We start from the raw sequence: 23,555 nt of genomic DNA, 5'->3' as shown, positions 1-23,555 counted from the left end.
CGCACTCCGGTCGCGCCTGCTCGCGGACGGCCCTGTTATAACGGTGCCATGAGTCTCGATCCCGCAATCGCCGCCCGTCTCAAGCGCAACGACGCCGGGCTGGTGTCGGCCGTCGCGCAGGAACGCGCCACCGGTGACGTGCTGATGGTCGCGTGGATGGACGACGAGGCGCTGGCGCGCACGCTGGAAACCCGTAAGGCGACGTACTATTCGCGCTCTCGGCAGCAGTACTGGGTCAAGGGGGAGACCTCCGGCCACACCCAGTACGTGCACGAAGTGCGACTCGACTGCGACGGTGACACGATCCTGCTGGTGGTCGATCAAGAGGGCGCGGCCTGCCACACCGGCACGCACACCTGCTTCGACTCGGACGTGCTGCTGGCCACGCGCTCCTGACGGCGCCCGGCTAGGCGCCGTTCGAGCGGTCGTCCCGACTGGCCGGGGCGAGTCCGCCGAGCTGGTCGAGCGCGTCGGCGAGCCGCTCGGCCAGCAGCTCGCCGAGGTCGGCGACCTGGGCTTTCTGCGCGTCGTCCAAGCCGTCGAAGACCAAGTGACGCACTGCCTCGAGATATCCGGGAGCGGCTTCGACGACCTTCAGGTAGCCCTCGTCGGTGAGTACGGCGTGCACGCCGCGCCGCCCCGCCGTGGCGGAGCGCTGCGCCCACCCCATGCGCTCCAGCTTGGAGACCACGTGCGACAACCGCGATAACGATGCATTTGCCTTGTGGGCAAGCTCACTCATCTGCAGTCGGTGGCCCGGTTCCTCCGACAACAGGGTCAGTACCCAGTACTCGAAATGCGTCACGCCCGACTCGCGCTGCAGCTGGGTGTCCAGAGCTCCCGGCAGCCGGGTCATCAACGCCACGATCGCCCGCCACGCGCGTTGTTCGACCGGGTCGAGCCACTTCGTCACTGTGTGCCTTCTTTCAAGCCAAGTGACGTGGTTTTGTTCGTAGTCCTAGTGATTGTCGAAAAACTTGTGCACAGTCACCCGCGACATCGAGTTTGCCACGACTTCGCTCGACCGTCATAAAGATGCTGCGTGGCGTGAGTTCACTCACACGTTCGGTGGCGGCGTCTCCTCGGTCTTCGGAGTAGCCGGGTGTGTGCGCCGCCACCTGCGCAGCAGCAACAGCGCGACGGCGATGAGGAATAGCAGCGTCGCGATCACGGCGCCGGTGAGCGCGGCGCCGCGGAACGCGGGCGCGTCGACATCCAGGATCCGCTCGCCCGCATGGGCGGCGCTGCTGTTGCCCAGCACGATGGTCAGCGTCATCAGGTTGGGGATCGCGAACAGGATCGCGACGACCGCGGCCGCCCCTGCCAGGAACCTGCCCGCCTTTCGCCGCCACACCAGCACCGCGAACAACAGCAGGAAAAGGGTGACGACGGTGCAGAATCCGCCGAAGAACAGACCCCAGCCGATGCCCTTGGCGAAGCTTCCGTGCACCATCGACCCGACCCGCTGCGCCCACCAGCGCGGGATGAACGCGGACAGGATGACGTAGCAGACGACCAGGACCGCGAGGACGACGGCGCCGCCGATGATCCGGGTGCGCCAGACGGCTGCCGCGGGTTTGCGCTCGCCCGGCTGAACGTCGGTCGGAGTCATGAGTCCAGCCTAGGCCGCCCTGTCGGCTGGAACCGGCTGCGGCGCGCGGGCTACCGGTTACGCAGGTAGTTCAGGGCTTCGTCGGCGTGCACGGCGGCGCGCAACTCGCCGGTGATGATCGTGCGAATGGTGCGGTCGGTGTCGATGACGAAGGTTTGCCGCTTCACCGGCGCCAGTTTGCCCAGCAACCCGCGCTTCACCCCGAACTTCGCGGCGACCGCGCCGTCGGCGTCGGACAGCAACGGATAGCCCAGGCGCTGCTTCTCGGCGAACCCGGCCTGGGTGTCCACCTTGTCGGTGGAGATGCCGACGCAGGTGGCGCCGAGCGCGGCGAATTCGGCGGCGAGGTCACGGAAGTGGCAGGCCTCGGCCGTGCACACCGGCGTATTGGCCGCGGGATAGAAGAAGAGGACCAGTGGACCGTCCGCCAGCAGCGCGCCGAGCGAACGGGGGGTGCCGGACTGATCGGGAAGCTCGAAATCGGGGGCGAGCTGTCCTTGCTGCATACCCGGGAACACTACCGGGCGCTTGGTCGAATCGGGGATCTCGTTCCCGCGGGGAAACCTGTCGCTCGTGCCCGTCGATGCGCCGCCTGGGAGCCGATCGCCGCGTCGGTGGGCGGGCACGAGCCGGGGTGCGAGGGCGGCTACGCGCCGATGAGCGCCGCCACCTCAGGATTCTTGATCGCCATCACATCGAGGATGCCATGGGCGCGCAGGAACGGCCGCAGCTCTTTGATGCGGTCGCTGTGCACGGCGTACTCGTCGGGGAAACGGTTCTTGTCCAGGGACTCCAGTGCTTTGACGTAGGTGACGAAGGATGCGAGCGCATTACCTGGAGCGCCTTGCCGGCCGACCGGATGGCTCGTGCCCGCCGTCCGCGGAGCGGGGTGGTGCGGGACGCTGTGGTTCGGGACGTGCCGAGAACCCTCGGGCGCTACCGATGGCGAGGGGTACATCAGTTGTCTCCTCTCGAGATGGTTACCGCATGCGACGTGGAACGCCGCGAGTGTAGTGAGCGGCGCCACACCTCCGGCGGCCACGTGGGAACCGGACGGTCGACCTGATTTGTCGGGTTTGTCGCCTCCGGTGTCGCGACATCGGCACCGCTCACCGGCCGACCGACCCGGCCTGGGATGATGAGTGCATGCCAGGCGCGTCCACTCCCACCACCACGACCCGCGAGCAGTTCCATCAGCTGGCCGCGGAGCACCGGGTGGTCCCGGTGACCCGAAAGGTCTTGGCGGACTCCGAGACTCCGCTGTCGGCCTACCGCAAACTCGCGGCGGACCGGGCGGGCACGTTCCTGTTCGAGTCCGCGGAGAACGGCCGGTCGTGGTCGCGATGGTCGTTCATCGGCGCGGGCAGCCCGTCGGCGCTGACCGTCGTGGACGGCGAGGCGGCCTGGCTGGGCAGCGTCCCGGCCGACGCGCCTTCGGGCGGCGATCCGCTGCGCGCCCTCCGCGAAACGCTGGAGTTGCTGCGCACCGAGCGCCTGCCCGGGCTGCCACCGCTGACCGGTGGCATGGTCGGATACCTCGGCTACGACGCGGTGCGCCGGATAGAGCGGTTGCCCAGCCTGGCGGTCGACGACTTGCGACTGCCGGAGATGGTGCTGCTGCTGGCCACCGATCTGGCCGCGTTCGACCACCACGAAGGCGCGATCACGCTGATCGCCAACGCGGTGAACTGGAACGGCACCGCCGAGCGGGTCGACGAAGCCTACGACGACGCGGTGGCCCGCCTGGACCGGATGACCGCCGCGCTCGGCGCGCCCGCGGATTCCACCGTGTCGGTGTTCGACCGGCCCGAGCCGCGGTACCGGCGCCGGCGCACCACCGAGGAGTTCGGCGCGGGCGTGCGCCGCCTGGTGAAGGAGATCGAGGCGGGCGAGGCGTTCCAGGTGGTGCTGTCGCAGCGTTTCGAGATGGACTACGACGGGGCGCCGATCGACCTGTACCGGATGCTGCGCGCGTCCAATCCGAGCCCGTACATGTACCTGCTGCACATCCCGGACGGCGCGGGCGGCACCGCGTTCTCCATCGTCGGCTCCAGCCCGGAAGCGCTGGTCACCGTGAAAGACGGTGTGGCGACGACCCATCCGATCGCGGGGACCCGCTGGCGCGGCGGCACCGAGGAGGAGGACCTGCTGCTGGAGAAGGGCCTGCTCGCCGACGAGAAGGAGAACGCCGAGCACCTCATGCTCGTCGATCTCGGCCGCAACGACCTGGGCCGGGTGTGCGAGCCGGGCAGCGTGCGGGTCACCGAGTACCGCCACATCGAGCGCTACAGCCATGTCATGCACCTGGTGTCGACGGTGTCGGGCCGGTTGGCGCCCGGCCGTATCGCGCTGGACGCGGTGCGCGCCTGCTTCCCGGCGGGCACCTTGTCCGGTGCGCCCAAGGTGCGCGCGATGGAGCTGATCGAGGAGCTCGAGCCGACTCGGCGCGGCATCTACGGCGGCGTCGTCGGCTACCTGGACTTCGCCGGTGACGCCGATACCGCGATCGCCATCCGCACCGCGCTGCTGAAGGACGGCACGGCCTACGTGCAGGCGGGCGCGGGCGTCGTCGCGGATTCGGATCCGGAGTACGAGGACGTGGAATCGCGCAACAAGGCGATGGCGGTGCTGAAGGCGGTGGCGGCGGCCGAAACGGTGCGCGCCTACGGCGCGGAGCCGGATACGGCGGACGGCGGGGCGCTATGACGGCTGCCCATCCCGAAGACGAATCGGGCCGGGCGCGCGAACCGGTCCAGGAGACGAACGCGGCACAGCAGCCACCCGCGCCGGCGGAGGGCTCCGTGACGCCGACGGAGGCACCGGGCGAGGCGACCGAGTCCCGCCGCAACCACCCGGTGGCGCCGGTCGCGTTGCTCGCCGTCGCAGCCGCCGCGCTGTGGGCGTCGTCCCGGATGACCTGGGTGACGATCACCTCCTCGGACGGCCTCACCCAGCCCCGCACCGATCACCTCGACGGCGGTGTCTGGTTCGGCGCGCTCACCCCGCTGGCGCTGGTGCTGCTCGCGTCGATCGCGGCGGTGCTGGCCACCAAGGGCTGGTTGCGCCGCGTGGTCGGCGTGCTCATCGCGTTGGTCGCGGCGGTGGCCGCGGTGCCCGCGTTCGCGCTGCTGACCCATTCCGGCAAAACGGCCGAACGCGCCGCGACGCTCGCCGAGCTCCCGGCGCGCGCCCAGGTCGAGACGGCGACCACGTCGGCGTTCCCGGCCGTGCTCGCGCTGCTCGGCGCGATCGCCGCGTTCGGCGCGGGCGCGCTGCTGGCCCGCATGCCCGCCGAGTCGGCGCGGCTGTCCGGCAAGTACGACAACCCGGTCTTCCGGCGCGCCGCCGCCTCGGCGGAAGTCACGCAGCGGCGCGCGGACGACCCGTCCGCTCCGCAGCTGTCCGAGCGCGTGCTGTGGGATGCGCTGGACGCAGGCACCGACCCGACCGACGAACCCGCTGCCGGGCACGAACCGCCGGCGGACCCCGACCACGGGGAGGCGGGCCGACGTGGCCGCTGAGCTGTCCCCGCGCGGCGGGTGTGGCGGGTGCCACCTTGCGCGGAGCCCTTCCGCGTGGTTCAACCCGAGCCCCGGCGCATACGCGCCCGGTAGGTCCATTTATTCTTTGTCAGCATCGGTGAGACAGCGCCTGGGGGGATTCTCAGGTAGCAAGTCCGTCTCCCCAGAAAGGATTCGAGCCAGATGACGGTACTCGACTCGATTCTCGACGGGGTCCGCGCGGATGTGGCCGCTCGGGAAGCCCTTCTCGACTTCCAGGCGGTCAAGGCGGCCGCCGCGGCGGCCCCCGCGCCGCTGGACGCCCGCGCGGCGCTGCTCGAGGACGGCATCGGCGTGATCGCCGAGGTCAAGCGGGCAAGCCCGTCCAAGGGTGAACTCGCGGACATCCCGGACCCGGCGAGCCTGGCCAAGGCCTACGAAGACGGCGGCGCGCGGATCATCAGCGTGCTCACCGAGGGCCGCCGCTTCAACGGGTCGCTCGACGACCTGGACGCGGTCCGCGCCACGGTGAACATCCCGATCCTGCGCAAGGACTTCGTCGTCGGCCCGTATCAGATCCACGAGGCGCGCGCGCACGGCGCGGACGTCATCCTGCTGATCGTGGCGGCGCTGGAGCAGGACGTGCTGTCCTCGCTGATCGACCGCACCGAGTCGCTGGGCATGACCGCGCTGGTGGAGGTGCACACCGAGGAGGAGGCCGACCGCGCACTGGAGGCGGGCGCGTCGGTGATCGGCGTGAACGCCCGCAACCTCAAGACGCTCGAGGTCGACCGCGACGTGTTCGCGCGGATCGCGCCCGGCCTGCCCACCGAGGTCATCCGGATCGCCGAGTCCGGCATCCGCGGCACCGCCGACCTGCTGGCCTACGCGGGCGCGGGCGCGGACGCCGTGCTCGTCGGCGAGGGACTGGTGACCAGTGGCGACCCGCGCGCGGCGGTCTCCGAGCTGGTGACCGCGGGCACTCACCCGTCCTGCCCGAAGCCGGCGCGGCGGGGCCGGTGACCGGCGTGGCGGCGGTACCGCAGGCCAGCGACGGCGTCGCCCAGCGCAGCGGCCACGAGCCGGACGTGGGCGGGCACTTCGGCGTCTACGGCGGCAGGCACGTCCCCGAGGCGCTGATGGCGGTCATCGAAGAGGTCACCGCCGAGTACGAGAAGTCCCGGCTCGACGAGTCTTTCCTCAACGAACTCGACCGGTTGCAGCGTGACTACACCGGGCGCCCGTCGCCGGTGTTCGAGTGCACGCGCCTGGCCGAGCACGCGGGCGGCGCCCGCATCCTGCTCAAGCGCGAGGACTTGAACCACACCGGCTCGCACAAGATCAACAACGTGCTGGGCCAGGCGCTGCTCGCCAAGCGGATGGGCAAGACCCGGGTGATCGCGGAGACCGGCGCGGGCCAGCACGGCGTCGCCACGGCGACCGCGTGCGCGCTGCTCGGCCTGGATTGCGTCGTCTACATGGGCGCGGTCGACACCGCGCGCCAGGCGCTGAACGTGGCGCGCATGCGCCTGCTCGGCGCCGAGGTGATCTCGGTGACCTCCGGCTCCCAGACGCTCAAAGACGCCATCAACGAGGCGTTGCGCGACTGGGTGACCAACGCCGACGACACCTACTACTGCTTCGGCACCGCAGCGGGGCCGCACCCGTTCCCGATGCTGGTGCGGGATTTCCAGCGGATCATCGGCATGGAGGCCCGCGCCCAGGTCCAGGCCGCCACCGGCCGGCTGCCCGACGCCGTGGTCGCGTGCGTCGGCGGTGGATCCAACGCCATCGGCATCTTCCACGCGTTCCTCGACGACGCCGACGTCCGGCTGATCGGCTACGAAGCGGCCGGTGACGGCGTCGACACCGGCAGGCACGCCGCCACGTTCACCGGCGGGACGCCGGGCGCGTTCCAGGGCGCCTACTCGTACCTGCTGCAGGACGAGGACGGCCAGACCATCGAATCGCACTCGATCTCGGCGGGCCTGGACTATCCGGGCGTCGGTCCGGAGCACGCCTATCTCAAGGACGTCGGCCGCGCCGAGTACCGGCCGATCACCGACGCCGAGGCGATGGACGCACTGCTGCTGCTCAGCCGCAGCGAGGGCATCATCCCGGCGATCGAGTCGGCGCACGCGGTAGCGGGCGCGCTGCAATTGGGCAGGGAACTCGGGCCGGGCGCGACCATCCTGGTGAACCTCTCGGGCCGGGGTGACAAGGACATGGACACGGCAGCGCGGTGGTTCGGGCTGTTCGACGAGCCGAAGGAGCAGGGCCGGTGAGCCAGCAGTCCCGCTTGGCGAACACCTTCGCCGCCTGCCGCGCCGAGGGCCGCGCGGCGCTGATCGGCTACCTGCCCGCGGGCTACCCCGATCTGGCCGGTTCGATCGAGGTCGTGCGCGCCATGGTCGACGCCGGATGCGACATCGTCGAGGTCGGCGTCGCCTACTCCGATCCCGTGATGGACGGCCCCACCATTCAGGCAGCCGCCGAACAGGCGCTGCGCGGCGGCGTGCGGGTGCGCGACGTGTTCTCGGTCGTCGAGGCGATCACCGGCGCCGGGGGCCAGGCCGTCGTGATGAGCTACTGGAACCCCGTGCTCAAGTACGGCGTGGATTCCTTCGCACGGGACCTGGCCGCCGCGGGCGGTTCGGGCATCATCACCCCGAACCTGATCCCGGAGGAGGCCGACGACTGGTTCGTCGCCTCGTCCACGCACAATCTCGATCGCATCTTCCTGGTCGCGCCGTCGTCCACCGAGGAGCGCCTGGTGAAGACGCTGGAGGCCAGCCGCGGCTTCGTCTACGCGGCCTCGACCATGGGCGTCACCGGAGCTCGGGACATCGTGTCCTCGGCCGCGCCCGCGCTGTGCGCGCGAATCCGGGCCCACTCCGACATCCCGATCGGCGTCGGGCTGGGTGTTCGCTCCGGGGCGCAGGCCGCCGAGATCGCGTCCTACGCCGACGGCGTCATCGTCGGATCGGCGCTGGTGAGCGCGGCGGGCCAGGGGCTGGACGCGGTGCGGGCGCTGACGGCGGAACTCGCCGAAGGCGTGCGGTCGGCGACCGTCGCGTCCTAGCAACCGTTGCGGCGCGGCGCGCGCCGATCCCCGGACCGGACACGGGTGTGCTGCGAATCGGCAGCCGCCGTAATGAGCCCGCCCGGTGCCACGACGACCCGGGATCGGCCGCTCGCGCCGGATGAGCGGGCCCGCCCGCGACAAGGGCGGTGCGGTGGTGGCGAGGCGGGCGGGCGTCTCCGCTACGGTGGCCCCGTGACGTTACGAGTCCTCACAGACAGTGTCCTGGCCGACGGCGGCGTCAGCGGCGCCGTGCTGGCCTACCTTCCCAGCCCCGCGCGCGGCGTCTGGCAGCTCGGGCCGTTCCCGCTGCGGGCGTACGCGCTGTGCATCATCCTCGGCATCATCGTCGCGATCTGGTGGGGCGAACGGCGCTGGCGCGCCCGCGGCGGGCAGCCCGGCGCCATCCTGGACGTCGCGATGTTCGCGGTGCCGTTCGGCCTGGTCGGCGGCAGGCTCTATCACGTGGCCACCGACTGGCAGAAGTACTTCGGCGCGGACGGCGATCCCGTCGACGCGCTGAAGATCTATCAAGGCGGACTGGGCATCTGGGGCGCGGTTCTCCTCGGCGGCGTCGGGGCGTGGATCGGCTGCCGGGTGTACAAGATCCCGTTGCCCGCCTTGGGCGACGCCGTCGCGCCGCCGATCCTGCTGGCGCAGGCCATCGGCAGACTCGGCAACTACTTCAACCAGGAGCTGTACGGGCGCGAGACCGACGTGCCGTGGGGCCTGGAGATCTACCGGCGGGTGGGCGACGACGGCCGGCTCGACATGATGAACGGCGTCTCGACCGGCGTGGTGGAGAAGGTCGTGCACCCCACGTTCCTGTACGAGCTGGTGTGGAACCTGCTCGTCGTCGTGCTGCTGGTGTACGTGGACAAGCGTTTCCGGATCGGCCACGGGCGCCTGTTCGCGTTGTACGTCGCCGGTTACTGCTTCGGACGGTTCTTCGTCGAACTGATGCGCGCCGACGAGGCGACGAAGATCGCGGGTATCCGGATCAATTCGTTCACCTCCGCCGTCGTGTTCCTCTGCGCGATCGCCTACTTCCTGTTCGCGACGAAAGGCCGCGAGACGCCCGAGCAGTTGCGGCCCGGCGCGAGCCCGCGGCCGTGGCCGTGGCAGCTCCGCGCGCTGCGCGCCGCCGGGGCGGCCCCGGCCGAGAAGCCCTCGGAGGCCGCCGGATCCGAGAGCGGGACCGCTGCCGTCGGGTCGGAGAGTGCGCCACAGGCCGAACCCCGTCCGACGGAAGGACGACGGGAGAACGAGACCGCCGAGCCTGCCGCCGAGTCCTCCGAAACCGCCTCGGAATCGGCGGATTCGGGAAAGACGGCTTCGGACAAGAACTGATCGCCCGGGGCGTGGCCGGGTGCGCGTGCGCACTCGGCCCGCCTCGCGATGCGTCCGGTCGGCAACGAATCCACGTCGGCGGCAACGATCGAGCGATCGGCGGCGATAACTACGCGGAGGACCGAACCTTCCGGGGGCGACAAGCCGGTCGATCCCGGTGACAATGGCTCCTGATCGTCGCGAGCGCGGTTCGGCGGTCCAGAAAGGCCGGGGGCCGACACAGAGGGTGCCCGCACTAATGAGGAGGACATGAGTGACCGACCCTTATCAGCAGAATCCGAGCGCTGGAGGCCCGCAGTACGGCCCGCCCGGCACCGGACCCGACCTGACCAAGCCACTGGAGGCGCAGAGCGGGCCGCAGTACAGCCCGCCGTCGGATCCCTACGGTCAGCCGCAGTACGGCCAGCCCGTCGACGCCTACGGTCAGCAGCCGGGCGGCTACCCACCCGCGCCGTACCCGGGCCCGCAGGGCTACAACCCCAACGACCCGGAGGCGCCCTGGGGCCGTGACCCCTTCGGTGCGCCGCTGTCGGACAAGCAGAAACTGGTCGCGGGCCTGCTGCAGATCTTCCTCGGCAGTTTCGGGGTCGGCCGCTTCTACCTCGGATACACCGGTCTGGGCATCGCCCAGCTGGTGGTGAGTGTGCTCACCTGCTTCACCGTCGGCTGGATCTGGGGCATCGTCGACGGAGTCCTGATGCTCACCGGCAAAGTGCCCGACAGCAACGGCCGGCCGCTGCGCGACTGACGCGGTGTCGGCCGTACCTGGAGGCGGGCGCGGCGCGTGCCCGCCTCCAGGTCGTCGTGGGCCGGACGTCGAGCACAACCCTTCGGCGCACCATGATCGCGATACTGTCGCTCGCGTAAGTCTGGGCGTAGCATGACCGATTCGCGTGCCGTGTGTGGAGTTCCACGCACCGAAGAGAGGGATCCTGTGCGTCGTAGATTGTTCGCCGCGGCCTTGCTCGCCGTCCTCGCCACCACCGGGCTGAGCGCGTGCGGCGACAGCGACCCGAACGTGTTGAAGGTCGGCACCGAGGGCACCTACGCGCCATTCAGCTTCCAGGGCTCCGACGGCAAACTCACCGGCTACGACGTCGAGGTGATCCAGGCGGTCGGCGACAAACTCGGCAAGCGGGTCGAGTTCGTGCAGACGCCGTGGGACGCCATCTTCGCAGGGCTGGAATCCAAGCGCTTCGATCTGGTGGCCAACCAGGTGACCGTGAACGACGAGCGCACGGCGAAATACGCGCTCTCGGCGCCCTACACCACGTCGGCGGGCGTGATCGTCACCCGTGCCGACAACAACGCCGTCACCGGCCTCGCCGATCTCAACGGGAAGACTTGCGCGCAGTCGGCCACCAGCAACTGGAGCAAGGTCGCCACCGACGCGGGCGCGAAAGTCGAAGCCGTGGAGGGCTTCGTGCAGGCCATCCAGCTGTTGAAGAACGGCCGCGTGGACGCCACCGTCAACGACAACCTCGCCGTCGCGGAGTACACCAAGAAGACCGGCGACACCGGCGTGAAGATCGCCGCGCGCACCGGATCGGTGAGTAAACAGGCGTTCGCCGCGCGCAAGGGCGACGCGCTGATCACCGACGTGGACAACGCGCTGAACCAGTTACGCGCCGACGGCACCTTGGCGAAGATCTCCGAGAAATACTTCGGCACCGACGTCAGCCGGTAGCCACACCGTTGATGGACGCCGCCACCCGGGACCTCATCTGGCACAACCTGTGGCCGATGCTGCAGGCCACCGTGACCAAGACGCTCCCGCTCACCGCGATCAGCTTCGCGATCGGCCTGGCGCTCGCGCTGTTCGTCGCGCTGGCCAGGATGTCGCCGATGTGGCCGGTGTCGGCGGCCGCCCGCTTCTACATCTCGCTCATTCGCGGCACGCCGTTGCTGGTGCAGCTGTTCATCGTCTTCTACGCGCTGCCGCAATTCGGTATCGTGATCGACCCGTTCCCCGCCGCGGTGATCGCGTTCAGTCTCAATGTCGGCGGGTATGCGGCCGAAGTGGTGCGCGCGGCCATTCTCAGCGTCGCGACGGGGCAGTGGGAGGCGGCGCAGGCGCTCGGCATGTCGTACCCGATGATGCTACGGCTGGTCATCCTGCCGCAGGCCGCGCGGATCGCCGTGCCGCCGCTGTCCAACACGCTGATCTCCTTGGTGAAGGACACCTCGCTGGCCTCCACCATCCTGGTGACCGAGCTGCTGCGCGTCGCCCAGCTCGCGGCCGCTCCCACGTTCGACTTCTTCGCGCTCTATGGAGTGGCGGCGTTGTATTACTGGGTGATCTGCCTGATCCTCGGCTTCGGGCAGACCCGGCTGGAAACGAGGTTGGCCCGTCATGTCGCCCGATAACTACCCGTTTGTACCTGCGACGGAGCTGTCGTTCATTTTTTTCACCAAGGATTCACCGTGGCCACGGCGGGACCTGCACACCGGGCGGGACTAGGCTCTACTCGTGATGCGACGGACGAAGATTGTGTGCACGCTCGGGCCGGCCACTGCCACCGAGGACCGTATCCGCGAACTCGTCGAGAGCGGTATGGACGTGGCTCGGCTGAACTTCAGCCACGGCGAGCACGCCGACCATGCCGAGAACTACAAGAAGGTGCGTCAGGCCGCCGACCACCTCGGCCGGGCTGTCGGCATTCTCGCCGACCTGCAGGGTCCCAAGATCCGCCTCGGCCGCTTCCTGGAAGGCAAAACCGTCTGGGCGACGGGTGAAGAGGTCCGCATCACCGTCGACGACATCGACGGGACCCACGACCGCGTGTCCACCACCTACAAGGAGCTGGCCAAGGACGCCAAGCCGGGTGATCGGCTGCTGGTCGACGACGGCAAGGTCGGCCTGATCGTCACCCGTGTCGAAGGCAACGACGTGGTCTGCCGGGTCACCGAGGGCGGTCCGGTATCCAACAACAAAGGCGTGTCGCTGCCCGGCATGGATGTGTCGGTTCCCGCCCTGTCGGAGAAGGACATCGAGGACCTGGAGTTCGCGCTGAAGCTCGGCGTGGACTTCATCGCCCTGTCGTTCGTGCGGTCCCCGTCCGACGTCGAGCTGGTGCACGACGTGATGGACCGGGTGGGCCGCCGGGTGCCGGTGATCGGCAAGCTGGAGAAGCCGGAGGCGATCGACAACCTCGAGGCCGTGGTCCTGGCCTTCGACGCGGTGATGGTCGCGCGCGGCGACCTCGGTGTCGAGCTGCCGCTCGAGCAGGTGCCGATCGTGCAGAAACGCGCCATCCAGATGGCCAGGGAGAACGCCAAGCCGGTCATCGTCGCCACGCAGATGCTGGAATCGATGATCGACAACTCCCGTCCCACTCGCGCCGAGGCCTCGGACGTCGCGAACGCGGTGCTCGACGGCGCCGACGCGGTGATGCTGTCGGGTGAGACCTCGGTGGGCAAGTACCCCATCGAGACGGTGCGCACGATGGCGCGCATCGTGCACGCGGTGGAGACCGAGTCGACCCGGGTGCCGCCGCTGACCCACGTGCCGCGCACCAAGCGCGGCGTGATCTCCTACGCCGCCCGCGACATCGGCGAGCGGCTCAACGCCAAGGCGCTGGTCGCGTTCACCCAGTCGGGCGACACGGTGCGCCGCCTGGCCCGGCTGCACACGCCGCTGCCGCTGCTGGCATTCACCCCGTTGCCGGAAGTGCGCAGCCAGCTGGCGCTGACCTGGGGCACCGAGACCTTCATCGTGCCGACCGTGGACAGCACCGACGCGATGATCCACCAGGTGGATGTAGCACTTCTGTCGATGGACCGATACCAGAAGGGTGACCTGGTGGTCATCGTGGCCGGGTCGCCGCCCGGTACCGTCGGTTCCACCAACCTGATCCACGTGCACCGAATCGGTGAGGAGGACCATTAGTGAGTGCTTCCCTGAGCAGCCCCGTCGGCGTCGCGGAGCCGGATACGCAGCGTTCCGATCTGGATGTGCTGCTCGGCCTGCTCGATCTCGAGCAGATGGACGAGGACGTATTCGTCGGTCAGCACCCGGAGAAGGTGTGGAGTCGAACCTTCGGCGGCCAGCTCGTCTCGCAGGCCATCATCGCGGCGGGCCGCACGGTCGGTGACCGTCCCGTACACGCGGTCAACGCGCACTTCGTGCGCGGCGGCGACGTGAAGAAGCCGATCGAGTACCGGGTGGACCGGCATCGCGACGGTCGCGCGTTCGCCAACCGGACGGTGACCGCGAGCCAGGACGGCCAGGAGCTGTTCGTCATGCTCGCCGCGTTCCAGGACTGGGGCAGGGGGCTCGAGCACGCGCACGCACAGCCGGAGGTGCCGGATCCGGAGACGCTGCCGCGGGTGGAGGAGAGCTTCGAAGGCTTGGAGGACAAGCTGGAGATGTTCGTCAAGGCGCCGCATCCGATCGACATGCGCTACACCAACGATCCCGCGTGGATTCTCAAGGGCACGGGGGAACGGCTCAACCACAACCGCGTGTGGATGCGCGCGGACGGCAGGTTGCCCGACGACCCCCTGATCCACGTGGCGACGCTGGGCTACTCGTCCGACACCACGGTGCTGGACTCCATCATCACCACCCACGGGCTGTCGTGGGGTCTGGACCGCATCGTCGCGGCCACGGTCAACCACTCGATCTGGTTCCACCGCCCGTTCCGTTTCGACGAGTGGGCGCTGTACTGCACCGAGTCACCGGTGGCCGCGGGCTCCCGTGGCCTGGCGACCGGCCGCTTCTACTCCCGCAGCGGTGATCTGCTGGCCACCACGGTGCAAGAGGGGCTCATCCGCCATTTCCCCGCGCGGCGCTGAGGGTTGCCGCGCCGGGGTTCACAGCAGTTCGAGGTCGCGATCGATGTCGAGATCGACGTGGGTGCGTTGCGATGCGCGGATCGAGACCGGGATCCCGGGTCCCGGCTCGGTTCGCGCCAACCTCGAGACGGCCCGCAGCAGCCGGCGTTCGAGTTCGGCCAGGTGGTCGTCGGTGAGCTGGTCGGGTGCGCCGACCAGACTGAGCGCGATCTCGTAGGTCGCGCGGTCCGCAACAGCGCCAGGGGGATCCGTGGGGCAGCGGCTTTGCAGCGCCGCGTGGGCCGGGTCGTCGGTGTCGACCGGCAAAGTGAAGCGCCAGGCGAACACGTCCCGCTCGGCGAGGTGTTCGTCGACCACCGCACGGACGGTATCGACGACGCGTTCAAGGGTTTCCGGTGTCACATAAACATGGAGCGAAACATCCGAAATGCGTTTCGGCATGTCTGATTCCTGTCCTGTGTCGAACCAGCAACGGCGGGAATGGTGTCCGGCGGGAGTTTAGTGCGTCCGACGCGGAAAAGAACACAGCCGGTTGGTAACAGGTTGATACGCGATGGATCCGGGCGCGCTGTCGTGGGCGAGCGTCGCCTGCGGTCAGCGGGTGCGTTGGGCGGCGAGGAAGGTCGCCAGCGGTGCGGGCGCGCCGCCGGGGCGAATCACCAGTCCCCGGCGCTCGTCGTGTGGCCAGCGCGGCTGTTCGTGCGGAGCCAACGCCAGCAGCAGCGGCACCAGCGCTTCGGCGATACGGTCGCCGACTTCACAGAACGCCTGGGCCGACAGCCCGACCGGATCGGCGATGTTCTCCCGGCCGACCAGCGACAGGTCGTTGCGCGCCCGGTGCAATTCGGCGACCGTGCGCGCGCCGGTGACGTGCGCGATGCGGTGAGCCTCCAGCAGTGTGAACGTGCGCGCTCCGGCGCCGAAGGCCAAGTCGATCACTTGCTCGCGAATCTGCTCGGTCATCGTGAGCACCAAGTCGGCCTTGTCGATCATCTCCGGTTTCAGCCGCCGGGCCCGGAAGTGGCCCGCGTCGGCGCCGAGTCCGGCGATGGTCTGCGCGGCGAGCGGCTCGACCGGAAATCCCACCAGCGCACGCGTTCCGGCGCTGTCGGCGGTGAGGTAGGGGAGATCGTGTTCGACCGCGAGGGCGCGCGTGAGCCGCTCGGCGATCACCGAACGGCAAACGTTGCCGTTGCAGACGAACAGGACGTGCATACCGATAACGATAAACGGCGCAGAGGCTATCAGACGGGTACGAGTCGTTAGTCCCACATGTGGGAACAGTATATTCATCTGTTCGTAGCGCGCCGTACACGAAGTGCGGCGCTTGCGGCCGTCGGTCTGCGACGTAGGTCACTTCGGGGGGGGGGTGGTCGTTTCTTCTCTCGGCCGTACCCCGGGGCTCACGCATTCAAACGCTGCGTTGTGATTGCATCGTGATATGACCGGGCGGGCAGGCTACTCGGATTCGCCACGGTAGTAAACGGATTCGCTCACGACGGGTTCGATCCCGGCCGGTCCGCCCTGGACGCGACCGCGGGTGGAGAACCGGTGACCGCGGGAGGCGACGACCGGTGCGAACCGCGCGAGTCCGGTCGCCGGGTCCATGTCGTCGTACATGGCGTCGATGCCGCCGCGGGCGAAGTAGGCCTCGTGCCAGAACCCGGTGCCCCCGGAGTCGCGCAGGAACTTCTGCCACCAGTCCCGGTGCGGCGCGGTCCGCGTCCATGCTTCGAGGCTGTCCAGATCGCGCCAGTATTGCCGTGCGCCCCAGTGCGGCGGGAACAGCGCCCAGACGAGGTCTTCGTGCAGCAGCAACCCGTCCGGCCGATCCTTGTGCGAACGGTAGAGTTTCGGCCCGAGTCCGAGCAGTCGCAGCATCCCGCGCGGCCGCCGCACCCGCATGCCGATATAGATGACCACCAGATCCGGATACTCGGACAGATCCACGGTGGTCCTGTTCACCCTCATCGCATACCTCGCTGCCCCGGCCACCCAATGCCGCTATACGGAATAACGATCCAGCGACCGAATCGGTTCGAGGGAAACGAACCGGAACTACTCCGAGACCTGTCCCCGACAATCGGCCGCCCGTCCCCGGGGACCCGGTCCGTGCGCCGAGTAGCCGCGCTCCGGGAGAGCCGCTCCGGAAAGAAAACTATGAACAGAACGCGCCATCGACCGTAACATCCGGGTGGCTCCGAACAGGAAGGCGAAGCCCTGCGCACCGGCGCGAAAGCGGCATCGCTGAGAGATCGAAAGCGCACTCGTAAGCACCGCATGCTCGACCCGGGAGTCCTGCGCGAAGCCTGCGGTAGCTGGCCAGACCCGAACCGCACGATCCCTACCTGACGCAACCACGTATCCGGGAGGGTTCGGGGGGCGAAGCACCGCCGAGCGGGGTCTGGGGGTTGCGCCCCCAGAAGAAACAACGAGCGTCCCCCGCAAGCGCTCTCCGCGAGCAGGGGACACCCAAGAGCGAGTGCCGAGTGTGGGACTCGAACCCACACGTCCTTTCGGACAACGGTTTTTGAGACCGTCGCGTCTGCCAGTTCCGCCAACTCGGCGCACCGGGTGGCAACTATAGCGGGTCGGGTGGCGTGGACGCGAATGGGTGGGTGCGTACGGCGCGGGAGCACGGTTTGCGCAGGGTATATACGTTCTATGCCGAAGTGAAAGGTACTCTTTACATCACTCGACAGCCCGATGGACGGCCGACGGTCGCGCCGTGCGAGCGCGGCTTTCCTCTGGTTGGGTCGGGTACAGGGCATCGGAACCAGAGGGGTCTACCTATGAGCACAGCAGCTGGGGGCGCCGGCACCAAGCGGGAAGCCGGGGCGAAGCGGGTCGTCGTCGCCGAAGACGAAGCGCTCATCCGCATGGATCTGGTCGAGATGCTGACCGAAGAGGGCTATCAGGTGGTCGGTGAGGCGGGCGACGGCCAGCAGGCGGTGGATCTGGCCGTCGAGCACCGCCCGGACCTGGTCATCATGGACGTGAAGATGCCGCGCCGCGACGGGATCGACGCGGCGGCCGAGATCGCGTCCAAACGCGTTGCCCCCGTGGTCATCCTGACCGCGTTCAGCCAGCGCGACCTGGTGGAGCGGGCGCGCGACGCGGGTGCGATGGCCTATCTGGTGAAGCCGTTCACGAAATCGGATCTGGTGCCTGCCATCGAATTGGCGGCCAGCCGCTTCCACGAGATCACGGCGTTGGAGAGCGAGGTCGCGAATCTCGCCGAGCGGTTGGAGACGCGCAAGCTGGTCGAGCGGGCCAAGGGCGTGCTGATGCAGACGCAGGGCCTTTCGGAGCCGCAGGCATTCAAGTGGATTCAACGCACCGCAATGGATCGCCGCACGACGATGAAGGCGGTCGCCGAGGTCGTGCTGGAGAACCTGACGCCGAAGTGATCGCGCCTGCGCCGCGAGAAAATTTACGCAGCTGAAACGTCGTCGTGAACAAGAATTCGAAACGATGTCGCGCGCATGATCCGAATGTGATGCGGAACTAACGTACCGACGCTATGTTCTGACCGGGCTGATGTGAGTCGGCCTCCTCGGCGACCCCGGGGGAGCACAGAACTTAGATGAGGTGAAACGTGCTTAGTTCGACATGGCGCAGTCGCTCGACGCGAGCTGTTCTGGCCGTCGGCGCCGCCGCCGCGCTGGTCCTGACCGGTTGTAGCGACAAATCCACCAGCAGCAGTTCGGATTCCTCGGGCACCAACGGGGCGGGTGGCCTGTCCATCCAGCCGCTCCTGCAGGTCGACCAGCAGGGCAAGGAAGTGCCGAAGGCCGACGCGGCCACGGCTGCCGATCCCGCGGGCGACGGCAAGGCGACCTGCGCGCCGGGCACGGCGGTCGCGATGGCGGGCGCGCTGACCGGTCCCGACGCCGCGCTCGGCATCAACATCGTCAACGGCGTCAAGCTCGCCCTCGACAAGCACAACAAGGCCAACCCCGGATGCAAGATCGAGCTCAAGCAGTTCGACACCGAGGGTGATCCGCAGAAGGCCACTCAGGTGATCCCGCAGATCGTCAACGATCGTTCGATCATCGGCCTGGTGGGTCCCGCCTTCTCCGGGGAGACGAAGGCGACCGGCAAGATCCTCAGCGACGCGGGCCTGGTCTCGGTCACCTCCTCGGCGACCAACGCGACGCTGACCCAGAACGGCTGGACCACCTTCTTCCGAGGTCTGGCCAACGACGACGTGCAGGGCCCCTCGGTGGCGAAGTACCTGGTCAACAGCGCGGGCTACAAGAAGGTCTGCGTCATCCAGGACAACACCGACTACGGCACCGGCCTGGCGAAGTCCATCACGGAGGGTCTGGGCGCCGCCGCCGACCCGGCGTGCGCCGCCAGCATCAAAAAGGGCGACAAGGACTTCTCCGCCACGGTCACCAAGGTGGCGGCCGCGAATCCGGACGCCATCTTCTACTCCGGCTACTACTCCGAGGCCGCGCCGCTGGCCCAGCAGTTGAAGTCCGGTGGCGTGAAGGCGGTTTTCGTCTCCGCCGACGGCACCAACGACCCGCAGTTCGTCTCGCAGGCGGGCAGCGCGGCCAAGGGAGCGAAGCTGTCCTGCCCGTGCGGTCCCGCGCCGGAGAAGTTCGCCAAGGACTACGAGGCGCTCAACGGCCAAGCGCCCGGGGTCTACTCGGTCGAGGCCTACGACCTCACCACGATCCTGGCCAAGGGCATCGACGGCGGCAAGGTGACCCGCCCCGACCTGCTCGACTATGTGCGGACGTACGACGGTGCCGGCCTCGCGCGTCAGTACAAGTGGAACCCGAACGGCGAGCTGTCGAACGCGCTGATCTGGGTGTACGAGGTCAAGTAGTCCCGGATTCCGGGCGCACGGCACGTACGGGGGTTCATCCGAATCCCCGTACGTGCCGTTGTTCGGTGGGCGAATGGATGAGGGCGGAAATAAATGAAACAAACGGCATTGGCCGGTGGCATACAACTCGCGGCCGGTTCGATCGACTTCAACTACGAGGGGCTGATCGATAGTTTCTGGCGACTGACCGTGGACGGCGTGACCTACGGCGCCATCTATGCCTTGGTCGCCGTGGGCTACACCTTGGTGTACGGCGTATTGCGGCTGATCAATTTCGCCCATTCGGAAATTTTCATGCTCGGGTTGTTCGGGCAATTGATCGGCCTGATGATCTTCGGATTCGTCGCCAGTCCCGATGTCTACACCCAGGGCGTGGTGCTCACCGTCGTCTATCTGGGTTTGGCGATGGTCGTGGGCATGGCGGTATCCGGCGGCGCGGCCGTCGGCTTGGAGCGGGTGGCCTATCGACCGCTGCGCAAGCGGGGCGCCAAGCCGCTGGCCTTCCTGATCACCGCGATCGGCATGTCGTTCGTGCTCCAGGAGCTGGTGCACTTCGTGCTGCCGAAGATCCGCCCCGACCTCGGCGGCACCAACGCCCAGCAGGCCATCCGGCTCGTCGAGCCCACCGTGCAGTTCAGTTTCGGCGGCGCGGACGTCACCAACATCATGCTGCTCATCGTGATCGCGGCGGTGGTGCTGGCGATCGTCACCGAACTGCTGATCAACCGGACGAAGTTCGGGCGCGGCATCCGCGCCGTGGCGCAGGATCCCGACACCGCGACGCTGATGGGCGTCTCGCGGGAGCGGGTCATCATGCTGACCTTCCTCATCGGCGGTGTGCTCGCGGGCGCGGCGGCGATGCTGTACACGCTGAAGATCCCGAACGGGATCATCTACTCCGGCGGCTTCATCCTCGGTATCAAGGCGTTCAGCGCCGCGGTGCTCGGTGGCATCGGCAACCTGCGCGGCGCACTGCTGGGCGGACTGGTGCTGGGCGTGGTGGAGCAGTACGGCCAGATCCTGTTCGGCACCGAGTGGCGTGACGTGGTCGCGTTCGTGGTGCTGGTCCTGGTGCTGATGGTGCGTCCGACGGGCATCCTCGGCGAGAGTCTCGGAAGGGCGCGGGCATGACCGACACGACCAAGACGGCGTCCGCGCCGGACACCGCGCGCCGCGGCCTCGGCGACGCGATCCGCACCTGGTGGGACGGCCTGAGCCGCCCCGCGCAGTGGGGCGTCGGCGTCCCGATCCTCCTGCTGCTCGCGCTGCTTCCGCTGTTCCCGCCGCCGCTGCTGAACACTCCTTCCTACAATTTCGGCCTGGTGATGGCGCAGGTGGCGATGTACGCGCTGCTGGCCATCGGCCTCAACGTGGTGGTCGGCCAGGCGGGCCTGCTCGACCTCGGCTACGTCGGTTTCTACGCGGTCGGCGCCTACACCGTCGGCCTGCTCACCAGCCCCAACAGCCCGTGGAACCAGACCGACGGCGGCTGGCTCGACCCGAAGTGGGCCTGGCTGGCTTGCCTGCCGATCGCGGTCGCGGTGACCGCGGTGTCGGGCCTGATCCTCGGGTCGCCGACGCTGCGTCTGCGCGGCGACTACCTGGCGATCGTGACGCTCGGCTTCGGCGAGATCGTCCGGCTGCTCGCCGAGAACCTCACCGAGATCACCAACGGCAGCCTCGGCCTGTCGGGTGTCGCCTACCCGCACGTGGGCGAATCCGCGAGCAGACCGGAGGGCGTGTTCTCCGGCGGCAACAGCGGTGACCCGGACAGCGCCAACCTTCTCGACCGCGCCAGCTACGGCACCTACTGGTACTGGTTCGGCATGGCGCTGGTGGTCGTCGTGCTGCTGGTGGTCGGGAATCTGGAGCGCAGCCGGGTCGGCCGCGCCTGGGTGGCCATCCGCGAGGACGAGGACGCGGCCGAGATCATGGGCGTGCCGACGTTCAAGTTCAAGCTGTGGGCGTTCATGATCGGCGCCGCGGTGGGCGGCATGTCCGGCGCGATCTACGCCGGGCAGGTGCAGTTCATCAATCCCACCGGCTTCAACATCATCAACTCGATGCTGTTCCTGTGCGCGGTGGTCATCGGCGGGCAGGGCAACAAACTCGGCGTGATCTTCGGCGCGTTCGTCGTCGCCTATCTGCCCGCTCGGCTGCAATCGGTGAACCTGGTGAGCAACGAGTCGACCGGCTACGTCCTGCTGGTGATCGACGTGGCGGCGTTCGTCGCGCTGATCGTCGTCTGGCGGCTGTGGGCCGCCCGGCTGGGCGTGTGGCCGCGCCGCGGTGTGATCACCGGCATGGTGGTGACCGGCGTGCTGGCGCTGCTGCTGCTCGGCAGCGTGCTGTTGTTCCGCAAGGGTGGCGCGCAGTCGCTGGGCGACCTCAAATATCTGTACTTCGGTATCGCGTTGGTGGTGATGATGATTCTGCGTCCGCAGGGTCTGTTCCCGGTGCGGCAGAAGCTGCTCACCTACGGCAGGCAGGTGTATCAGGCCGTGCGCAGACCCGCCGCGGCCGAGCCGATCGGAGCGGGCCGATGACCGGGCCTGGCGCGGGTGACGCGCTGTTCGACAACGAGGACATGGCCGCGGGCTACGCGGCCGAACCGCAGGTCGAGTCCGCGGGCACGGTCGACGTCACCCAGGTGATCCCGGACCTCGCCGACGCCGAGACCGTCGCGGAAGTGGTCGCTCCGCACCGCGATATCGAGACCGCGGTGGGCGAGCCGCTGTTGCGCACCGAGGGCCTCACCGTGCGGTTCGGCGGTCTCACCGCCTTGGACCAGGTGAGTTTCGAGATCCGCCGCGGCGAGATCCTCGGCCTCATCGGACCCAACGGCGCGGGCAAGACCACCTGCTTCAACGCGATCACCGGCGTCTACCAGCCCGCCGCAGGCCTGGTGTACTTCGACGGCAAGCCGCTGACCAAGACCAAGCGCAACGCGATCACCCGCCTCGGCATCGCGCGCACGTTCCAGAACGTACGGCTCTTCGGCGAGATGACCGCGCTGGAGAACGTCGTGGTCGGCACGGACGCACGGCACAAGACCTCGGTGCCGGGCGCGGTGTTCCGGACGCCGCGGCATCGGCGCGAGGAACGCGACGCCATCGAGCGCGGCATGGCGCTGCTGGAGTTCGTCGGCATCGCCCCACGCGCGGTGGAGAAGGCGCGCAATCTGTCCTACGGCGACCAGCGTCGTCTGGAGATCGCCCGCGCGCTGGCCACCGAGCCGAAGCTGCTGTGTCTGGACGAGCCCGCGGCCGGGTTCAATCCGAGCGAGAAGTCCGCGCTCATGGACCTGATCCGCAAGATCCGCGACGACGGCTTCACCGTGCTGCTGATCGAGCACGACATGCGTCTGGTCATGGGCGTGACCGACCGCATCGTGGTGCTCGAGTTCGGCCGCAAGATCGCCGACGGGTTGCCCGCGGACATCCGGGACAACCCCGCGGTGATCGCGGCGTACCTCGGCGTGCCGGACCACGAGGTGAGCGAATCCGCGAGCAGCGCAACCGGAGACGGCGAGACCCGCGACGTCACCCCGCCGGAGCCGGAATCCGCCGCTGTGCCGCCCGGCAAGCCGGCGGTCACCCAGCCGGTGCCGGAGGCGGCGCGCGAGCCCGCAGGCGGTGGCGCGGCCCCGCTGCTCGAAGTCGAGGACATGGTCGTCAACTACGGCAGAATCCAGGCGCTGCACGGGATTTCGCTGACCGTCGCCGAGGGCGAGCTGGTCACCCTGCTGGGGGCCAACGGCGCGGGCAAGACGACCACGATGCGCGCGATGTCCGGACTGCTGCCGCTGACCCGCGGCCGGATCATGTTCGAGGGCCGTGACATCACCCGGATGAAGGCGCACGAGCGGGTGACGCACGGGCTGATCCAGGCGCCGGAGGGCCGGGGCGTGTTCCCCGGCATGACGGTGCAGGAGAACCTCGACATGGGCTGCTACGGCCGGGGTTTCCAGCAGAAGGCCGAGTACGAGCGGACGCTGGAGTGGGTCTTCGAGCTCTTCCCCCGGTTGCTGGAGCGGCGCAAGCAGGTCGGCGGCACGCTGTCCGGCGGTGAGCAGCAGATGCTCGCCATCGCCCGCGCGCTGATGGCGCGGCCGCGGCTGCTGCTGCTGGACGAGCCGTCGATGGGGTTGGCGCCCATGGTGATCCAGCAGATCTTCCGGATCATCGGCGAGATCAACCGGCAGGGCACCACGGTGCTGCTGGTGGAACAGAACGCCCAGCAAGCGCTGGCCCGCAGCGACCGCGCCTACATCATGGAAACCGGGGAGGTCACCAAAACCGGTCGCGGCGCGGAACTGCTCACCGATCCCGCGGTGAAGTCGGCGTATCTCGGCGTGGGTTAGGCGGCTTCACC

24 protein-coding genes, 1 tRNA gene and 1 pseudogene are annotated in these 23,555 nt (G+C 68.6%); 18 read left to right on the top strand and 8 right to left on the bottom strand.

Annotated elements, in window-relative coordinates; translation table 11 throughout:
- Window positions 1–48: 48 nt before the first annotated feature.
- Window positions 49–396, top strand: a complete 348-nt coding sequence (hisI, locus tag ACWEKR_RS26995) for a phosphoribosyl-AMP cyclohydrolase (protein ID WP_452356840.1) — start codon at window positions 49–51, stop codon at window positions 394–396.
- 10 nt (window positions 397–406) lie between these two features.
- Here the strand turns inward: hisI and ACWEKR_RS26990 are convergent, their stop codons facing one another.
- From ACWEKR_RS26990 to ACWEKR_RS26975, 4 genes are all read right to left on the bottom strand, one after another.
- Window positions 407–856 carry a MarR family winged helix-turn-helix transcriptional regulator gene (locus tag ACWEKR_RS26990; RefSeq protein WP_452356892.1) on the bottom strand — a complete coding sequence of 150 codons (450 nt, stop codon included), beginning with the start codon at window positions 854–856 and terminating at the stop codon, window positions 407–409.
- A gap of 201 nt (window positions 857–1,057) precedes the next feature.
- Entirely contained in the window at window positions 1,058–1,612 is a 555-nt protein-coding gene (locus ACWEKR_RS26985; protein ID WP_195087787.1) for a permease, read from the bottom strand.
- A gap of 50 nt (window positions 1,613–1,662) precedes the next feature.
- Window positions 1,663–2,118, bottom strand: coding sequence for a peroxiredoxin (locus tag ACWEKR_RS26980; protein ID WP_452356839.1), 456 nt, complete (start codon window positions 2,116–2,118; stop codon window positions 1,663–1,665).
- A 140-nt stretch (window positions 2,119–2,258) separates the two neighbouring features.
- Entirely contained in the window at window positions 2,259–2,570 is a 312-nt protein-coding gene (locus ACWEKR_RS26975) for a hypothetical protein (RefSeq protein ID WP_452356838.1), read from the bottom strand.
- Window positions 2,571–2,758: 188 nt separating this feature from the next.
- Between ACWEKR_RS26975 and ACWEKR_RS26970 the strand changes: the two genes are divergently transcribed.
- The 11 genes from ACWEKR_RS26970 (at window position 2,759) to ACWEKR_RS26920 (ending at window position 14,341) form a co-directional block, all read left to right on the top strand.
- Complete coding sequence (locus ACWEKR_RS26970) at window positions 2,759–4,318, top strand: anthranilate synthase component I (RefSeq protein ID WP_452356837.1); 1,560 nt, start codon at window positions 2,759–2,761, stop codon at window positions 4,316–4,318.
- Between the two features lie 95 nt (window positions 4,319–4,413).
- A complete protein-coding gene (locus ACWEKR_RS26965; protein WP_452356836.1) occupies window positions 4,414–5,133 on the top strand; it encodes a TIGR02234 family membrane protein in 720 nt (239 codons plus the stop codon).
- Between the two features lie 183 nt (window positions 5,134–5,316).
- Window positions 5,317–6,135, top strand: coding sequence for an indole-3-glycerol phosphate synthase TrpC (gene trpC, locus ACWEKR_RS26960; protein ID WP_040777193.1), 819 nt, complete (start codon window positions 5,317–5,319; stop codon window positions 6,133–6,135).
- A complete protein-coding gene (gene trpB / locus ACWEKR_RS26955; protein WP_452356835.1) occupies window positions 6,132–7,397 on the top strand; it encodes a tryptophan synthase subunit beta in 1,266 nt (421 codons plus the stop codon). Before trpC ends, trpB begins: the two co-directional genes overlap by 4 nt.
- Entirely contained in the window at window positions 7,394–8,194 is an 801-nt protein-coding gene (trpA, locus tag ACWEKR_RS26950; protein WP_452356834.1) for a tryptophan synthase subunit alpha, read from the top strand. Before trpB ends, trpA begins: the two co-directional genes overlap by 4 nt.
- A gap of 195 nt (window positions 8,195–8,389) precedes the next feature.
- Window positions 8,390–9,544 (top strand): prolipoprotein diacylglyceryl transferase, encoded by a 1,155-nt coding sequence (gene lgt, locus ACWEKR_RS26945; protein WP_452356833.1) that lies wholly within the window; start codon window positions 8,390–8,392, stop codon window positions 9,542–9,544.
- Between the two features lie 253 nt (window positions 9,545–9,797).
- Window positions 9,798–10,292: a TM2 domain-containing protein gene (locus tag ACWEKR_RS26940; protein WP_452356832.1), complete on the top strand. Its 495-nt coding sequence runs from the start codon at window positions 9,798–9,800 to the stop codon at window positions 10,290–10,292.
- A 186-nt stretch (window positions 10,293–10,478) separates the two neighbouring features.
- A complete protein-coding gene (locus tag ACWEKR_RS26935) occupies window positions 10,479–11,231 on the top strand; it encodes an amino acid ABC transporter substrate-binding protein (protein WP_452356831.1) in 753 nt (250 codons plus the stop codon).
- Between the two features lie 11 nt (window positions 11,232–11,242).
- A complete protein-coding gene (locus tag ACWEKR_RS26930) occupies window positions 11,243–11,911 on the top strand; it encodes an amino acid ABC transporter permease (RefSeq protein WP_452356830.1) in 669 nt (222 codons plus the stop codon).
- Window positions 11,912–12,014: 103 nt separating this feature from the next.
- On the top strand, window positions 12,015–13,433 hold the full coding sequence (pyk, locus tag ACWEKR_RS26925) for a pyruvate kinase (protein WP_195087809.1): 1,419 nt from the start codon (window positions 12,015–12,017) through the stop codon (window positions 13,431–13,433).
- A 95-nt stretch (window positions 13,434–13,528) separates the two neighbouring features.
- Window positions 13,529–14,341 (top strand): acyl-CoA thioesterase, encoded by an 813-nt coding sequence (locus tag ACWEKR_RS26920; protein WP_228830105.1) that lies wholly within the window; start codon window positions 13,529–13,531, stop codon window positions 14,339–14,341.
- Between the two features lie 18 nt (window positions 14,342–14,359).
- On the opposite strand, the gene ACWEKR_RS26915 is transcribed toward ACWEKR_RS26920, so the two are convergent.
- The 4 genes from ACWEKR_RS26915 to ACWEKR_RS26900 all read right to left on the bottom strand — a co-directional run bounded on the left by ACWEKR_RS26915 (window position 14,360) and on the right by ACWEKR_RS26900 (window position 16,908).
- Window positions 14,360–14,698: a hypothetical protein gene (locus tag ACWEKR_RS26915; protein ID WP_324198269.1), complete on the bottom strand. Its 339-nt coding sequence runs from the start codon at window positions 14,696–14,698 to the stop codon at window positions 14,360–14,362.
- Between the two features lie 237 nt (window positions 14,699–14,935).
- Window positions 14,936–15,556 carry an arsenate reductase/protein-tyrosine-phosphatase family protein gene (locus tag ACWEKR_RS26910; RefSeq protein WP_452356829.1) on the bottom strand — a complete coding sequence of 207 codons (621 nt, stop codon included), beginning with the start codon at window positions 15,554–15,556 and terminating at the stop codon, window positions 14,936–14,938.
- Window positions 15,557–15,799: 243 nt separating this feature from the next.
- Window positions 15,800–16,312: a monooxygenase family protein gene (locus tag ACWEKR_RS26905; protein ID WP_195087815.1), complete on the bottom strand. Its 513-nt coding sequence runs from the start codon at window positions 16,310–16,312 to the stop codon at window positions 15,800–15,802.
- A gap of 512 nt (window positions 16,313–16,824) precedes the next feature.
- Window positions 16,825–16,908: transfer RNA gene (locus ACWEKR_RS26900), tRNA-Leu, on the bottom strand.
- 225 nt (window positions 16,909–17,133) lie between these two features.
- On the opposite strand from ACWEKR_RS26900, the gene ACWEKR_RS26895 reads away from it, so the two are divergent.
- From ACWEKR_RS26895 to ACWEKR_RS26870, 6 genes and pseudogenes are all read left to right on the top strand, one after another.
- A complete protein-coding gene (locus ACWEKR_RS26895; RefSeq protein ID WP_195087817.1) occupies window positions 17,134–17,751 on the top strand; it encodes an ANTAR domain-containing response regulator in 618 nt (205 codons plus the stop codon).
- A 188-nt stretch (window positions 17,752–17,939) separates the two neighbouring features.
- Window positions 17,940–19,181: a branched-chain amino acid ABC transporter substrate-binding protein gene (locus ACWEKR_RS26890; RefSeq protein WP_452356828.1), complete on the top strand. Its 1,242-nt coding sequence runs from the start codon at window positions 17,940–17,942 to the stop codon at window positions 19,179–19,181.
- 93 nt (window positions 19,182–19,274) lie between these two features.
- Window positions 19,275–20,312 (top strand): branched-chain amino acid ABC transporter permease, encoded by a 1,038-nt coding sequence (locus ACWEKR_RS26885; RefSeq protein WP_159845756.1) that lies wholly within the window; start codon window positions 19,275–19,277, stop codon window positions 20,310–20,312.
- Window positions 20,309–21,727 (top strand): branched-chain amino acid ABC transporter permease, encoded by a 1,419-nt coding sequence (locus tag ACWEKR_RS26880; RefSeq protein ID WP_452356827.1) that lies wholly within the window; start codon window positions 20,309–20,311, stop codon window positions 21,725–21,727. The genes ACWEKR_RS26885 and ACWEKR_RS26880 overlap by 4 nt, the downstream gene beginning before the upstream one ends.
- Window positions 21,724–22,746, top strand: a pseudogene (locus tag ACWEKR_RS26875) (ABC transporter ATP-binding protein); the annotation flags it as partial. The gene ACWEKR_RS26880 and the pseudogene ACWEKR_RS26875, both read left to right, overlap by 4 nt.
- Window positions 22,747–22,848: 102 nt before the next feature.
- Window positions 22,849–23,544 (top strand): ABC transporter ATP-binding protein, encoded by a 696-nt coding sequence (locus ACWEKR_RS26870; protein WP_236567148.1) that lies wholly within the window; start codon window positions 22,849–22,851, stop codon window positions 23,542–23,544.
- Window positions 23,545–23,555: the final 11 nt, after the last annotated feature.

This window comes from Nocardia sp. NPDC004573 (assembly GCF_053602135.1).
Note: the sequence above shows the minus strand (reverse complement) of the source record. Positions and strands in the feature narration are given on the sequence as shown.

Bases quoted from the DNA above. Each gene is read 5' to 3' on its own strand.
- ACWEKR_RS26985 (WP_195087787.1), bottom strand. From the start codon at position 1,612: ATGACTCCGACCGACGTTCAGCCGGGCGAGCGCAAACCCGCGGCAGCC.
- ACWEKR_RS26905 (WP_195087815.1), bottom strand. From the start codon at position 16,312: ATGAGGGTGAACAGGACCACCGTGGATCTGTCCGAGTATCCGGATCTG.
- ACWEKR_RS26990 (WP_452356892.1), bottom strand. From the start codon at position 856: ATGACCCGGCTGCCGGGAGCTCTGGACACCCAGCTGCAGCGCGAGTCG.
- ACWEKR_RS26930 (WP_452356830.1), top strand. From the start codon at position 11,243: ATGGACGCCGCCACCCGGGACCTCATCTGGCACAACCTGTGGCCGATG.
- ACWEKR_RS26975 (WP_452356838.1), bottom strand. From the start codon at position 2,570: ATGTACCCCTCGCCATCGGTAGCGCCCGAGGGTTCTCGGCACGTCCCG.
- ACWEKR_RS26970 (WP_452356837.1), top strand. From the start codon at position 2,759: ATGCCAGGCGCGTCCACTCCCACCACCACGACCCGCGAGCAGTTCCAT.
- trpC (WP_040777193.1), top strand. From the start codon at position 5,317: ATGACGGTACTCGACTCGATTCTCGACGGGGTCCGCGCGGATGTGGCC.
- ACWEKR_RS26880 (WP_452356827.1), top strand. From the start codon at position 20,309: ATGACCGACACGACCAAGACGGCGTCCGCGCCGGACACCGCGCGCCGC.
- ACWEKR_RS26910 (WP_452356829.1), bottom strand. From the start codon at position 15,556: ATGCACGTCCTGTTCGTCTGCAACGGCAACGTTTGCCGTTCGGTGATC.
- ACWEKR_RS26885 (WP_159845756.1), top strand. From the start codon at position 19,275: ATGAAACAAACGGCATTGGCCGGTGGCATACAACTCGCGGCCGGTTCG.
- ACWEKR_RS26895 (WP_195087817.1), top strand. From the start codon at position 17,134: ATGAGCACAGCAGCTGGGGGCGCCGGCACCAAGCGGGAAGCCGGGGCG.
- ACWEKR_RS26980 (WP_452356839.1), bottom strand. From the start codon at position 2,118: ATGCAGCAAGGACAGCTCGCCCCCGATTTCGAGCTTCCCGATCAGTCC.
- ACWEKR_RS26920 (WP_228830105.1), top strand. From the start codon at position 13,529: ATGGACGAGGACGTATTCGTCGGTCAGCACCCGGAGAAGGTGTGGAGT.
- hisI (WP_452356840.1), top strand. From the start codon at position 49: ATGAGTCTCGATCCCGCAATCGCCGCCCGTCTCAAGCGCAACGACGCC.
- ACWEKR_RS26870 (WP_236567148.1), top strand. From the start codon at position 22,849: ATGGTCGTCAACTACGGCAGAATCCAGGCGCTGCACGGGATTTCGCTG.